The following is a 13,102-nucleotide window of genomic DNA, read 5'->3' as shown; positions in this document are numbered from 1 at the left end:
AGCGGTTTTCGCCTCGAACGTCTGAGAAGTTCCTGAGAAGCACCGCAACACGGGACGTTCCCCGGCCAGGACCTGCACCGACCGGCGCACGGCTGCCGTGCAGGATCACACGGGCCGGATGAGTCCGTGCCGCACCAATCCGGTGACCACGGACAACGCGTCGGTCGCGAACTGGGCGCTCACCTCCTCGGATCCGTGGGCGAGCGCCAGCAGCTCGATCAGTTCGTACAACGGCAGGCCGTCGGCGTGCATTCCCGCCAGCAGCGAGACTGTGGCCTCATCCACTTCGTGCTGCCAGCGCGGCCCGTCGCCCCGATGCAGCCGCGCCACCTCGGGGGCCCATCCGTCGGCGCCGGGTAGATACACGCGCTCCAACGCGGTCGCCGGTTCCACGACGAAACGTGAAGTCCACGCAACTTTTTCGTCACCGGCGACAGCGCGCAGCCAAGCCGAGCGCTCGAAATACCGGACGGCCTCGTCGCCGAGCGGATCGTCGAAACCGTGGGTGAGATCCTCGGCGAGCAGCTCGGTCGGCCCTTCGATGGCGCGCAGATAGACGAACCCGAACCCGATTCCCTCCACGCGCGCCGCCTCGAAGGCGTCCAGCCACCGCTCCGCACGGGCCTGGGCGGTGGGGTCACGCGGGTCCGAGCCCGCGTCACGCAACCAGGTGCCCACGTACAGCGCGGGGTCGGCGACGTCGCGCTGGACCACCCAGGCGTCCACTCCGTGCGCGGGCAGCCAGGACGAGACGCGCCCGCGCCAGTCCTCGTCCTCGGCATGTACCCAGGCGGCGAGCATCGCGGCGGTGCCTCCGGGCGCGAGCAGGCCCGCGGCCTGCGAGATCACCAATTCGCTTGCGCCGTCGAGCGCGAGGCCGGAATCGCGGTAGGTGTGCTCGACGCGCGCGGGACCCACCACGAACGGCGGATTGGCCACCACCTGGTCGAAGCGCCTGCCCTGGACCGGCTCGAACCAGGAGCCCTCCACCAGTTCGACCTCCAGGCCGTTGAGCGCCGCGGTCGCCTCGGCCAGCCACAGCGCACGCGCGTTGACGTCGGTGCCGGTGACGCGCTGCGCGTAGGAGGCGGCATGCACCGCTTGCACGCCGCAACCGGTGCCGAGGTCGAGCACCGTCCCGACCGGGCGGGTGGGAGTCGCGCGCAGCAGCGAGAGGGAAGCGTGGCCCACGCCCAGGACGTGATCTTCGGTCAGCGTGCGCCGTCGCATGGAATCGTCGAGGTCGGACAGGATCCACTTGGTGCCCGAGCCCGCGTCGAGCGGACGCAGGTCCAGCGCCGCCCGTACCTGGTCGCCGTCGCGGTCCAGCAGGCCCGCGGCGACCGCGCGGTCGAGCGGCACCGGCGCGAGCGCCGCGGCCACCTCCCGCTCCGGTACGGCATCGCCGAGCAGCAGCAGGCGGATCAGCGTGCCCAGCTCACCCGCCGCGCGCGCCGCGCGGCGCACCGGAACCGGCTCCGACCGGCTCAACGCCGCGTGCGCGTCGCCGAGTGCCGCGAGCAAGGTGTCGGCGTCGTAACCCACCCTGGTGAGCGCGGCGCGCAGGTCCGGGCACAGCGCGGTGAGCAGCGATCCGGTGGTGGGCGGTCGATTCGTAGGCACACCGGTACTCTGCCACCGCGGCCCGAGGGCGCAGATCAGGTGCCCGCAGTGTCACCGCGCCGGTCAGATCCCGCCGGGATCGCGGCCGGTGACGCAGTACAGCGCGTCGCCCGGATCGCTCAGCACGATCCAGTGCTCGTGCCGCTGCACCACGGTCGCGCCGAGCGACTCGTGCCAGGCGGCGGTGGCTTCGACGTCGCCCGCGGCCAGATCGACGTGCGCGCTGGTCGGCCGGTTCTCCCCGAGGCGCTGCAACAGCAACTGCGCGGGGAGCTGGCGCTGCGTGTCGCGCAGCAGGGCGAATTCCGGCCGCCTGCCGGGCTGGAACGTCCAACCGGTCAGCGAGGTCCAGAAACGGGTCTCCACCTCGTGGTCGTCGGAGCCGATGTCCAGGCACACCTGGTCCAGACGCGACAAGGTGCCGTCCGGAGCCCGGACGGCGGGGGCGGGCGTGCTCGTGGCGCGCCCGCTCGGAGTCAAGCAGAAGGTCTGGCCGCCGGGGGACCGCAGCACGGCGTAGTCCGGGTGGTTGGCGACCAGCTCGGCGCCCAGGTCGAGCGCGGTGCGAACGGCGGAGGGGATGTCGTCGACGTCCAGGTCGAGGTGCACACCGCCGAGACCGGTCACCGCCTGCATCTTCACGCTCGCCGCGGCGAACAGCGCGGGGTCGGGCAACAAGGTGAGGAATTCGTCGTCCACACCCCGCCGCGCGGAGAGCTGGGTGCCGGTGACCGTGGACCAGAATTCGGCGCAATCGTCGAAGCGTTGGGTCGGGCGGTCCAGGAAGACCCAGATCCACCGAATCATGTTCACTCCTGTCTTGTGGCCCGCGACGGTGCTCGTGGCGCCGCAGGCTCCCTGCGACCCTAGGGACGCGTGCCCGCCTTGTCGAGAAAATACCGGGGCCGCCGCGAATGGCGCGAATTTGATGACATATGGCATTCCAGCCACTCGTTGCGTCGGCATAGTTCCGCCAAGCTCAGCCGGTGACCGAACTTCGAACGCCGGGCCCGGTGCAGCTCCACTCCAGGCCGCGCCGGCGTGTGCACCCCGCGTGGCCGGTCGCGGCCGTCGGCTTCGTCGCGCTGCTGGGCGCGGCCGCCTTCCGGTCGGTGCCCAGTGTGCTGATGGACCCGCTGCACCAGGAGTTCGGGTGGTCGCACGGCACGATCGGGACGGCCGTGTCGCTGAACCTGCTGCTCTACGGGTTGATCTCGCCGTTCGCCGCGGCGCTGATGGATCGCTTCGGCATCCGCCGGGTGGTGGCCTGCGCGCTGCTGCTGGTCGCCGCGGGGAGCGGGCTGACGGTGTTCATGTCCCGGCCGTGGCACCTGGTGCTGACCTGGGGTCTGCTGGTCGGGATCGGCGTGGGGTCGATGTCGATGCCGTTCGTCGCGACGATCACCGGCCGGTGGTTCGTGCGTCAGCGCGGTCTGGTGACCGGCGTGCTCACCGCGGCGGGCGCGACCGGCCAGCTGATCTTCCTGCCGCTGGTGTCGGCGCTGGCGACCGCGCACGGCTGGCGGGCGCCGTCCCTGATCGTCGCCGGGGCAGCGCTGGCCGTCGCGCCGCTGGTGCTGCTGTTCATCCGGGACTATCCGAGCGATCTCGGGGTGCGAGCCTACGGCGCGGCGCCGGACAGCACGGCGGGGCTGCGGGTGCCCGCCGCCGGTGGCGCTTCACGCGCGCTGACCGTGCTCGGGACGATCGCCCGGCGGCCCGGCTTCTGGTTGCTCGCGGGTGGTTTCGCGATCTGCGGGGCGTCGACCAACGGCCTGGTCGGTACCCATTTCGTCAGTGCGGCGCACGAACACGGCATGCCGCCGACCACCGCGGCGAGCCTGCTCGCCCTCGTCGGCGTCTTCGACGTGGCGGGCACCGTCGCGTCGGGCTGGCTGACCGACCGGATCGACCCGCGCTATCTGCTGATCGGCTACTACTCGCTGCGCGGCCTGTCGCTGCTGATCCTGCCCATGCTGCTCGGGCCGGACACGCGGCCGAGTCTGTGGGTGTTCATCGTCTTCTACGGCCTGGACTGGGTGGCCACCGTGCCGCCGACGGTCGTGCTGTGCCGGGAACTGTTCGGCGCCGACGGTCCGGTGGCCTTCGGCTGGGTGTTCGCCTCCCATCAGATCGGCTCGGCGGTGGCGGCCACCGGCGCCGGCGTCATCCGTGATGTGCAGGGCGGCTACGACCTGGCCTGGTATCTGGCGGGCGGGCTGTGCGCCGCGGCGGCCGTGCTGTCGGCCGTCATCCGCCGCGCCCCGGCCACCGACGGGACGTGAGCCCGGCGCGGAACGGGCGCTCGCGGTGTCCGTCGCGTGCGCGGAAACAGCGCTGAGCAGGAGTCAGCCGTCGATGGCCTTGTGTGATCGGGACTCGATGGCCGTGCGCTGACGGTCCCAGCGGCTGGGCTCGTCTTTGCGGCGGGGCGGGCGATCGTTGGCGATCAGCACCGCGATCCAGGGCAGCGGAATGGACGCGACGAGGATCAGGATGGACACCAGCGGATTGCCGAAGGCGCTGTAGGCGATCGCCGCCAGAACCAGGCACGGGATGCGGAACGCCATGATGATGGTGTACCGGCGCACCCGAGCGCGGTGCTGGTCCTCCAGCGAGGGCGCCGCCTCGGTGATCAGCGCCGGGTGTCTGTCGTCACTGCCGGGGAAGTATCCGGGGGAACGGCGGGGCTGCGTCGGCATCGTCACGTCCGGGTGCTCTTCGCGGTCGCGGCCGTCGGCGGATGAGGAATCGCCGTTCTGCTGCATACCCCCGAGTCTTCCACTCGCGGTCCGTCCGCGCACATGGCGGTGGTCGGCTCTCGATTCGCCACAGTGATGTATGCCGTGGTCGGCCCGGCATCTCCTGGATGCGGCATCATGGAACCCGTGAGCACCGACACCATGGTTCGCCCGGATACGACGACCGACGAGACGACGGGCGACGACACCCCGAAGTTCTTCCACTACGTGAAGAAGGACAAGATCGCCGAGAGCGCCGTGATGGGCACCCACGTGGTCGCACTGTGCGGAGAGGTCTTCCCGGTGACCCGCTCGCCCAAGCCCGGTTCTCCGGTGTGCCCGGAGTGCAAGAAGGTCTACGACGGCCTACGCAAGGGCGACTGAGACGCGGATACGTCCCCGGAGGACGGCGCCGCGCGTAGGTCGAACGCGGCCCGTGCGGCGTCGTCCGCCACCGGGCCGGTCTCGTCGCGGTCGGCCGCGTCCTCGTCGGCGCCGCCCTCGCCCCTGACCTGGTTGGCGATCCACTCCTTCACCTGCTCCATGCGCGTCGCGCGGGCGGGCCAGAACTCCTGCACCGCCGCGTTGAACTCCGCGCCGAGGATCACGGCGAAGCCCAGGAAGAAGGTGAACAGCAGGAACGCGATCGGCGTCGCCAGCGCACCGTAGGTGACGCCGGTGCGGGTGACCCAGGACAGGTAGCGGCGCAGCACGTCGCTGGCCGCCATGAAGAAGACCCCCGCCACCAGTGCCCCGCCGAAGAGCCGGTGCCAGGGCAGCGAGGTGTGCAGCGCCAGCTTGTACAGGGTGGTGAGCCCGACGATGAGCAGCAGGCCGACGCCCGGGTAGTAGAAGAAATCCAGCAGTTGCAGGCCGGTCGCCCGCCATGCGGTGGGCAGTACCCGGCCGATCAGCGTCGGCCCCAGCGCCACCAGCGGCAGGATGAACACCGCGGCCACCAGAAACAGCACGTACAGCAGCAGCGCGAAGATGCGCTGCCACACCGGGTGCCGGGCGTCCTGCTGGTCGTGGGCCTCCACGATCGAGTCGACGAAGGTGGCCATCGCCGACGATCCGGCCCACAACGACAGCACGAAGCCCACCGAGACCACCGCGCCGCGACCGCGTCCGAGCACGTCTTGCACCGTCGGCTCGATGAGGTCGGTCACCACGCCGGCGCTGAACAGGTCCTGGCTGAACGCGATGATCTTCGATTCGACGATCTGCACGGTGTCCGGACCGAACCAGCCGCCGACGTAACCGAGACTGCCGAGCACGCCGAGCAGCAGCGGCGCCAGCGAGAGCGTCTGCCAGAACGCCGCCGCCGCCGACTTGGCGAAGATCGAATCCGCCCAGGCTTTCACCGCCACCCGCGCGATCAGCGCGCCGGCCCGCCGGCTCGCCTCCGCTGCGCGCCCGCTCGCCCGCTCGGTCCACGTCCCGCTACGCACGCCGACGCCGCGGGGCGACGGTGTGTCGGGCCGCGGCGGATCGCCCGGGAGGGCGCGGTGATCTGTCATCGTGCATACAGCATCGCGCACTTCGGCGATCGGTATCGGCGTGCGGACGCGACGTGTCGGTGGGCATCCGGTGAACTCCCAGCGTCCCGGCCGACGGCCTGTGACGCCCGTCGCGCACGCCGCGTCGGTTTGGCGACACGCCGGACCCGGCCGCTAGGGTCGTCTGCGTGACTGGGTCGGGTGGCGCCGCTGTGGCGGGAGAAGCGGAGACGCCGGGCGATTCGAGAGCAAGGGGGACCGCCGCGGGCGGCTCCCTCCGCGCCTGGCAGCGACGCGCGCTGACGAAGTATCTGGCCACCAAGCCGAGGGACTTCCTCGCCGTGGCCACCCCGGGCGCGGGAAAGACCACGTTCGCGCTGCGCGTGGCGGCCGAACTGCTGGCCGACCGCACCGTCGACCAGATCACCGTGGTGGCGCCGACCGAACACCTCAAGCACCAGTGGGCGCAGTCGGCGGCGCGCGCCGGCATCGCGCTCGACTCCCGGTTCTCCAATTCCACCGGCGGCACCTCCGGTGACTACCACGGTGTCGTCGTCACCTACGCGCAGGTCGCGGCGCATCCCTTCCGCCACCGTGTGCGCACCGAGAACCGCAGGACGCTGGTCGTTCTCGACGAGATCCACCACGCGGGAGACGCCAAGAGCTGGGGTGAGGCGACCGCCGAGGCGTTCGGCGACGCCACCCGCCGCCTCGCGCTGACCGGCACCCCGTTCCGCAGTGACGACAGCCAGATCCCGTTCGTCGTCTACGAACCCGACGAGTCCGGTTTCCCGAAGTCCCGCGCCGACCACACCTACGGGTACGCCGAGGCGCTCGCCGACGGCGTGGTGCGGCCGGTGGTCTTCCTGGCCTACTCCGGTGAGGCGCACTGGCGCGACAGCGCGGGCGAGGAGTACTCCGCGCGTCTCGGTGAGCCGCTCAACGCCGAGCAGACCGCCCGGGCCTGGCGGACCGCGCTGGACCCGGCGGGCGACTGGATCTCCGCCGTGCTGCGCGCCGCCGACATCCGACTGCGCCAGAAGCGCGCCTCCGGCATGCCGGACGCGGGCGGGCTGGTGATCGCCACCGACCAGGACCGTGCCCGCGACTACGCCGAACTGCTGGAACACATTTCGGGCGAGAAGCCCGCGCTGGTGCTTTCCGACGACCCGGCCTCCTCCAGCCGTATCGCCGAGTTCAGCAACAGCGCGCAGCCCTGGATGGTCGCGGTGCGCATGGTGTCCGAGGGCGTCGACGTGCCGCGCCTGGCCGTCGGGGTCTATGCGACCAGCGCTTCCACGCCGTTGTACTTCGCGCAGGCTATCGGGCGGTTCGTGCGCGCCAGGAAGCCGGGCGAGACCGCGACCGTGTTTCTGCCCTCGGTGCCGGTGCTGCTGGACCTGGCCGCGCAGCTGGAGTTGCAGCGCGACCACGTGATCGGTAAGCCGCATCGCGAGAAGAACGGCCTGGACGACGAACTGCTGACCGAGGCGAACAAACAGCAGGACGAGCCGGGCGAGCAGGAGAAGTCCTTCGTCGCGCTGGCCGCGGACGCCGAACTCGACCAGGTGATCTACGACGGCTCGTCCTTCGGCACCGCGACGTTCGCAGGCAGCGACGAGGAGGCGGACTACCTGGGGATACCGGGACTGCTGGACGCCGAGCAGATGCGCGCGCTGTTGCGCGAGCGGCAGGCCAAGCAAGTTTCCGAGCGGAGCGTTCCCGCGCCCGTCTCCGACCCCGGGCCGCAGGTGGCGAACGCCGCGGAGCGGGTCGCCACCGCCGATCGGCTCGGCGAATTGCGACGCGAACTCAACAGCCTGGTAGCGATGCATCATCACCGCACCGGAAAACCGCACGGCGTGATTCACGGCGAACTGCGCCGGGAATGCGGCGGCCCGCCTACCGCGCTGGCCTCGGCCGAGCAGCTCGGTGAGCGCATCGCCGCGTTGCGCCGGAAATAGTCCGGGTCACCCGGCCGGGGCGGGCCAAGCCGCCATGGCGCAATCGATGGACGCGGTGAGTTCCGCCGGCGTCGCGCCGTCCCGGGCTCGGATGGACAGGCCGTAGAGGACCGTGGTGTAGAAGCCGGCCAGTGCCGCGGTGTCGGTGCCTGCGGGCAGATCGCCCTCCGCGATGCCGCGATCGAGCCGGTGCCGGATGTCGTCGGTCGTCTCGCGGCGCTTTTCGATCAGGAAGTCGCGCACGCTCGTGTTGCGGGTGGTGTAGGTGGAACCGGCGAGCACGACCATGCAGCCGTGCGGCTTGTTCTCCTCGGTGTAGGCGGCCGCGTTGTCCCGCAGCATGGCTTCGATGCTCGCTCGCGCGGTCGGCTCCTCGCGCAGCGCGCGGTCGGTGTAACCGCCGTCGGTGCGTCCGTAGAGTTCGATTGCCGCGCGGAACAGCGCCTCTTTGCCGCCGAACGCGGCGTACACGCTGGGGGAGTTGATGCCCATCGCGGCGGTGAGGTCGCTCATCGACGCGCCTTCGTAGCCGTGCTCCCAGAACACCTCCATGGCGCGGCGCAACGCCTCGGCGCGGTCGAAGGCGCGCGGTCGTCCCCGTTCAGCCATGCCACACCTTTCTGTGTCGATCGTTAAATATACCTCTTGACAGCACCGCGGCCGATGCGCTTGGCTATTTATGTATCGATCGACACAAAATTTGGAGGAGTACCGATGTCGGACCTCACGGGCAAGGTCGCGCTGGTCACCGGCGGCAGTCGCGGTATCGGAGCGGCGATCGCGCGCCGCCTCGCCGCGGCGGGCGCGGACGTCGCGCTGACCTACCAGCACGCCGAGGGGCAGGCGAAGACGGTGGTGGACGCGATCGAGGCGCTCGGACGCCGAGCCGTCGCGATCCAGGCCGACAGCGCCGACGCCGCGGCGGTGCGCGCGGCGGTGGATCGCGCCGTGTCCGAGCTCGGCGGGCTGGACATCCTGGTGAACAACGCGGGGATCTTCCCGGCCAAGCCGTTCGAGGAGTTCACTGTCGCCGAGATCGACAACGCGCTGAACGTGCACGCCCGCGCCGCGTTCGTCGGGGCGCAAGCCGCGGTCGCGCACATGACCGAGGGCGGGCGGATCATCAGCATCGGCACCAACCTGACCGACCACGCGCCGTTCGGCGGTCTGGCGCTCTACAACCTCAGCAAGTCCGCTCTCAACGGCTTCACCAAGGCGTTGGCTCGTGAGCTCGGCCCGCGCGCGATCACAGTGAACCTGGTGCAGCCCGGTTCCACCGACACCGACATGAACCCCGGCGACGGCGCGCACGCGCAGCAGCAGCGCGACCTGACCGCCCTCGGCCGTTTCGGCGCCGCCGACGACGTGGCGGTCATGGTGGCCTTCCTGGCCGGTCCGTCCGGCCGCAGCGTCACCGGCGCGTTCCTCACCGTGGACAGCGGCACCAACGCCTGATCAGCCGGTGAAATACCGTCCGGGCGGAACCCCGACCGCCCGGCGGAACGCCGCGACGTAAGCGCTCGGCGTCGCGTAGCCCACCCGGCCCGCGACCCGGGCGATCGGCAGCCCAGCGGCCAGCAGCGGCAGCGAAGCGGCCAGCCGGATCTGGGTGCGCCATCGACCGAAGCCGAGCCCGGTCTCGGCGACGAACAACCGGGCCAGGGTGCGCGGGCTGACGGCGACGTGGGCGGCGAACTCGGCGAGCGTGCGCGGATCGGACGGATCGGCGGCGAGCGCGTCCGCCACTTGCCGCGCCCGCGGATCGATGGGCGGATGCGCGCCGATCGGGATCACCTCGACCGGCTCGAGCAGGTCGAACACCATCGCCTCGGCGCGCTCGCGCCGCTGCCGAGCGGTGTCGGGGGTGGTCAGCAGGTCGAACAGTTCGTGCAGGAGCCGGCTCACGCGCAGCATGGTCGGCGCGCCGAAGGCGACCGGGCACCGGCCGGGATCGAGGAAGATGCCACGCATCGCCGCGCCGTCGCCGGTGCCGGTGCGGTGGGCGATGCCTGCGGGGATCCACAGCGCTCTGGTCGGCGGCAGCACCCAGCGGTTGTCGCCCACCTCGACCGCGAGGACTCCCCGTGCGGCCCAAGCGATCTGGTGTTGCGGATGTTCGTGCAGATCGAACCAGTGGCCCGCGGGGAGCACACCGGTCCCGAACACCATGGCGGTCGTGCCGGGTGGGACGGGGTGGACCACGGCGTGGCCGTTCTGCGACACAGTTTGTCACCGTAGCCTGTCGTGCCGGGCGTGATCCGTTCCTAGCGTCGAAGGCATGGCGATGAACACATTTCACCGATTGCTGTGCCGCTCCTCGATGTGGGAGAAGGCCAGCGCGACGCGCATCGTGCCGTGGGCGCTGTCCGGTCTGGAACTCGGCGCCGAGACACTGGAGATCGGCCCGGGCTACGGCGCCAATGTCTCCGCGCTGCTGGCCCGGACTTCCACACTCACCGGGGTGGAGATCGATCCGGCGCTGGCCGCCAGGCTCCGTGAGCGGCAAGGCGCGGCGATGACGGTCATCGATGGCGACGGCGCCGACATGCCCCTGCCCGCAGAAGGATTCGACTCCGTGGTGTGCTTCACCATGCTGCACCACGTGCCGACGCCCGGCAGGCAGGACGCGTTGTTCGCCGAAGCCCTGCGGGTACTGCGCCCTGGCGGCGTGTTCGCGGGCAGCGACGGACTCGACGGCCGGCTCTTCCGGCTCATCCACCTGGGCGACACCTGCGTGCCCGTCCCACCGGAGACCGCGGCCGACCGGCTGCGCCGGATCGGTTTCACCGACGTCGAGATCGACACCGGCGCTTCGAGCTTCCGCTTCCGGGCTCGACGGCCGCAGTGAGGTCCGGGCCCTGCTGCCGGTACGAGCGCATCTCGGGCCGCTCCGGTCGGTGACCGGTGGGAGGTCGCAGCGCGGTGCCCTCGAAGCACACCGAACGGTGGCTCCGATCGTGAAAGTGGCGGGCCGTGTACGAAAGCGGCTGGGACCACCGGCCACGTCGAACGCGGTCCGGCCGTTCACCCGGGCGTCGTGGTGAAGAACCGCTCTGGATCCAGCGCGCTGATCGGCGTCCATCGCGCCGGTGGCGCGGACGCGTCGGATTCCTGCGGCGCGGCGGCGAAGTAGCCCTGGATCGCCAGGGCGAGCCGCGGGTACTCATCGATCTGCCGCGCCATCTCGTAGTAGACGGCGAGTACGTGGACACACCGTGCCGAGCGGGCCGGGCAGGAGCAGTCGGTACCCGCGAGCACCGGTGCGACGGAGACTCCGGCCGCGCCGATGGCGCGGTGCATGTCGTCGGTCAGCACGGTCGGGTCCGGCACGACAGCGGCGATGGCCGTGATCGTCTTGCGGGGCAGCGGCGCCACCTCCACGTGCGTCAGCGAGGCTTGACCGCCGCGGTGGATGGTGGCCCGCACCACCCCTCCTTCGACGGTGGCCTGCACACCGTTGTTGCGGGCGATGCTGCGCGCGCGGGGCAGCAGCGGGTCCGGCCGGGTCTGGCGCAGCGGCTCGGCCAGGCGTACCCAGTCCATGCCCCACACGGTGTAGCCGAATTCGTTGTCCGCCATCAATTCTCCCTCTTGCGGCGCAGGACCTCGATCAGCTGGTCGTCGTCCAGCGCGGCCAGCGCCGCGATGCCCGCCGCGTCGCCGAGGTCGCGCAGCGCCGCCTTGCGGTGGTGCATGGCCGCGATGTGCTCTTCCACCGTGGTGGTCGAGGTGAGCGTGGTGACGGTGACCGTGCGGGTCTGGCCGATCCGGTGCACCCGGTCGGAGGCCTGCGCCTCCACGGCCGGGTTCCACCAGCGATCGAAATGGACGACGTCGGCGGCGCGGGTCAGGGTGAGGCCGGTGCCCGCCGCGCGCAGGCTCAGTACCAGCACCGGAGGTCCGTCCTGGGATTGGAACCGGGTGACGATCGCCGCGCGCTCGGTCTGCGTCAGCCCGCCGTGGAAGAACGGGGCGGCCATCCCGAACTGTTCGGCGAAATGCCGGACCAGCAGCTCACCGGTCTGGCGGTACTGGGTGAAAACCAGGGTGGGACTGCCCGTTTCGAGGTTGGCGGCGACGATGTCGGTGCACAGGTCCAGTTTTCCGGAGCGGCCGGCCAGCTCGCCCAGGTCGCCGGTGATCAATCCGGGATGGTTGCACACCTGCCTGAGGGCGGTCAGCGCCGCCAGCACGCGGCCGTGGCGCTCGATCCCCGCGCCGAATCCGTCGTCGACGGCCCGCTCGAGGAGCTGGTCGTAGAGCCGCTCCTGCTCGGTCGTGAGGTCACAGAGCAGGTCGCTGTGGATCTTCGCGGGCAGCGCGGCGGCGACCTGGCTCTTCGTGCGTGCCAGCACGACCGGTTCGATGGCGTCGCGCAACCGCGCCGCGGCGGCTGCCGACCCCTCGTGGATCGGCCGCACGAAGCGGCGCCGGAACTGGGTCCGATGCCCGAACAATCGGGGCGCCACCAGGTGCAGCAAGGCCCACAGCTCGTCGAGATGGTTCTCCACCGGCGTTCCGGTCAGCGCGACGGTAGCGGCCGCATCGATCGCGCGTGCCGCCTTCGCGACTTGGGTCCTCGGGTTCTTGAGTGCCTGCGCCTCGTCGAAGACAGCCGTAGCCCAGTTCCGCTGCGCCAGGTGCCGTCCGTGCAGCCGCAGCGCCGGGTAGCCCGTGACGACGACCGTCGCGGCGTCGGCGTCCACGTCACCGCCACGCCAGACGACCACCCGCAGCCCCGGGGCGAACCGGCCTATCTCGTGGGCCCAGTTGCCGACCAGTGAGGTGGGGCAGACCACCAGCTGCGCCCCGGCCTCGGCGCGGTCGAGCAGGAAGCCGATGGTCTGCACGGTCTTGCCGAGCCCCATTTCGTCGGCGAGCACCGCACCGCCGTGCGCGGCCACGGTCTCGCGCAACCAGCCGATTCCACGGGCCTGGTAGGGCCGCAGCCGAGTCTTCAGCGTCCCCCGCAGCTCCGCGGTGACGGCCTCGGTGTCGTGCAGGACGCCCAGCGCGCGGGGCGCCGAGACGATCGCCGTGCCGGACGCGTCCGGCACGGCATGCCCGGCGATGGGCAGGCTGTCGGCGTCCGCCTCGGTCGGCTGCGCGGCGGGATCGGCGAGGAGGGCGCGCACGAGCCGCTGCCAGGTGCGCATCGACTCTCCGGGGTGCTCGACCGTCGATTCCGCGAGCGTCGGCAGGTCCACCAAGGAGGCGTGGACGTCGGCGACTTCGACGGACCCGTCGGGGGCGGGGACGGCCAGCGCGAGGGTCT

13 protein-coding genes are annotated in these 13,102 nt (G+C 71.2%); 5 read left to right on the top strand and 8 right to left on the bottom strand.

Features of this window, described 5'->3' with window-relative positions; translation table 11 throughout:
• Positions 1-105: 105 nt before the first annotated feature.
• Positions 106-1,623, bottom strand: coding sequence for a DUF7782 domain-containing protein (locus ON27_RS17430; protein ID WP_051046706.1), 1,518 nt, complete (start codon positions 1,621-1,623; stop codon positions 106-108).
• A 63-nt stretch (positions 1,624-1,686) separates the two neighbouring features.
• Positions 1,687-2,430 (bottom strand): VOC family protein, encoded by a 744-nt coding sequence (locus ON27_RS17425; protein WP_043728088.1) that lies wholly within the window; start codon positions 2,428-2,430, stop codon positions 1,687-1,689.
• Between the two features lie 179 nt (positions 2,431-2,609).
• Between ON27_RS17425 and ON27_RS17420 the strand changes: the two genes are divergently transcribed.
• Entirely contained in the window at positions 2,610-3,908 is a 1,299-nt protein-coding gene (locus ON27_RS17420) for an MFS transporter (RefSeq protein WP_043727970.1), read from the top strand.
• A 63-nt stretch (positions 3,909-3,971) separates the two neighbouring features.
• Here the strand turns inward: ON27_RS17420 and ON27_RS17415 are convergent, their stop codons facing one another.
• Positions 3,972-4,325, bottom strand: a complete 354-nt coding sequence (locus ON27_RS17415; protein WP_043728085.1) for a DUF3099 domain-containing protein — start codon at positions 4,323-4,325, stop codon at positions 3,972-3,974.
• A gap of 186 nt (positions 4,326-4,511) precedes the next feature.
• On the opposite strand from ON27_RS17415, the gene ON27_RS17410 reads away from it, so the two are divergent.
• Complete coding sequence (locus ON27_RS17410) at positions 4,512-4,748, top strand: DUF3039 domain-containing protein (protein WP_043728083.1); 237 nt, start codon at positions 4,512-4,514, stop codon at positions 4,746-4,748.
• Here the strand turns inward: ON27_RS17410 and ON27_RS17405 are convergent.
• Complete coding sequence (locus ON27_RS17405) at positions 4,721-5,884, bottom strand: YihY/virulence factor BrkB family protein (RefSeq protein ID WP_083887638.1); 1,164 nt, start codon at positions 5,882-5,884, stop codon at positions 4,721-4,723. The genes ON27_RS17410 and ON27_RS17405 overlap by 28 nt on opposite strands.
• A gap of 191 nt (positions 5,885-6,075) precedes the next feature.
• On the opposite strand from ON27_RS17405, the gene ON27_RS17400 reads away from it, so the two are divergent.
• Positions 6,076-7,827, top strand: a complete 1,752-nt coding sequence (locus ON27_RS17400) for a DEAD/DEAH box helicase (protein WP_043727965.1) — start codon at positions 6,076-6,078, stop codon at positions 7,825-7,827.
• Between the two features lie 6 nt (positions 7,828-7,833).
• Here the strand turns inward: ON27_RS17400 and ON27_RS17395 are convergent, their stop codons facing one another.
• A complete protein-coding gene (locus ON27_RS17395; RefSeq protein ID WP_043727959.1) occupies positions 7,834-8,436 on the bottom strand; it encodes a TetR/AcrR family transcriptional regulator in 603 nt (200 codons plus the stop codon).
• Positions 8,437-8,541: 105 nt separating this feature from the next.
• Here ON27_RS17395 and ON27_RS17390 point away from each other — a divergent pair, with 105 nt between their 5' ends.
• Entirely contained in the window at positions 8,542-9,282 is a 741-nt protein-coding gene (locus ON27_RS17390; RefSeq protein ID WP_043727955.1) for an SDR family NAD(P)-dependent oxidoreductase, read from the top strand.
• Here the strand turns inward: ON27_RS17390 and ON27_RS17385 are convergent, their stop codons facing one another.
• Positions 9,283-10,050, bottom strand: coding sequence for an AraC family transcriptional regulator (locus ON27_RS17385; RefSeq protein ID WP_218003006.1), 768 nt, complete (start codon positions 10,048-10,050; stop codon positions 9,283-9,285).
• A gap of 55 nt (positions 10,051-10,105) precedes the next feature.
• On the opposite strand from ON27_RS17385, the gene ON27_RS17380 reads away from it, so the two are divergent.
• Positions 10,106-10,675 carry a class I SAM-dependent methyltransferase gene (locus ON27_RS17380; RefSeq protein ID WP_043727951.1) on the top strand — a complete coding sequence of 190 codons (570 nt, stop codon included), beginning with the start codon at positions 10,106-10,108 and terminating at the stop codon, positions 10,673-10,675.
• A 176-nt stretch (positions 10,676-10,851) separates the two neighbouring features.
• Here the strand turns inward: ON27_RS17380 and ON27_RS17375 are convergent, their stop codons facing one another.
• The gene (locus tag ON27_RS17375; protein WP_043727948.1) at positions 10,852-11,406 is read right to left on the bottom strand and encodes an SWIM zinc finger family protein; all 555 of its coding nucleotides are present in this window, start codon (positions 11,404-11,406) and stop codon (positions 10,852-10,854) included.
• The coding region (locus ON27_RS17370; RefSeq protein ID WP_043727946.1) for a DEAD/DEAH box helicase at positions 11,406-13,102 on the bottom strand (1,697 nt) is incomplete at its 5' end. The genes ON27_RS17375 and ON27_RS17370, both read right to left, overlap by 1 nt.

This window comes from Nocardia asiatica NBRC 100129 (genome assembly GCF_000308415.1).
GTDB classification, from domain to species: Bacteria; Actinomycetota; Actinomycetes; order Mycobacteriales; family Mycobacteriaceae; genus Nocardia; species Nocardia asiatica.
Note: the sequence above shows the minus strand (reverse complement) of the source record. Positions and strands in the feature narration are given on the sequence as shown.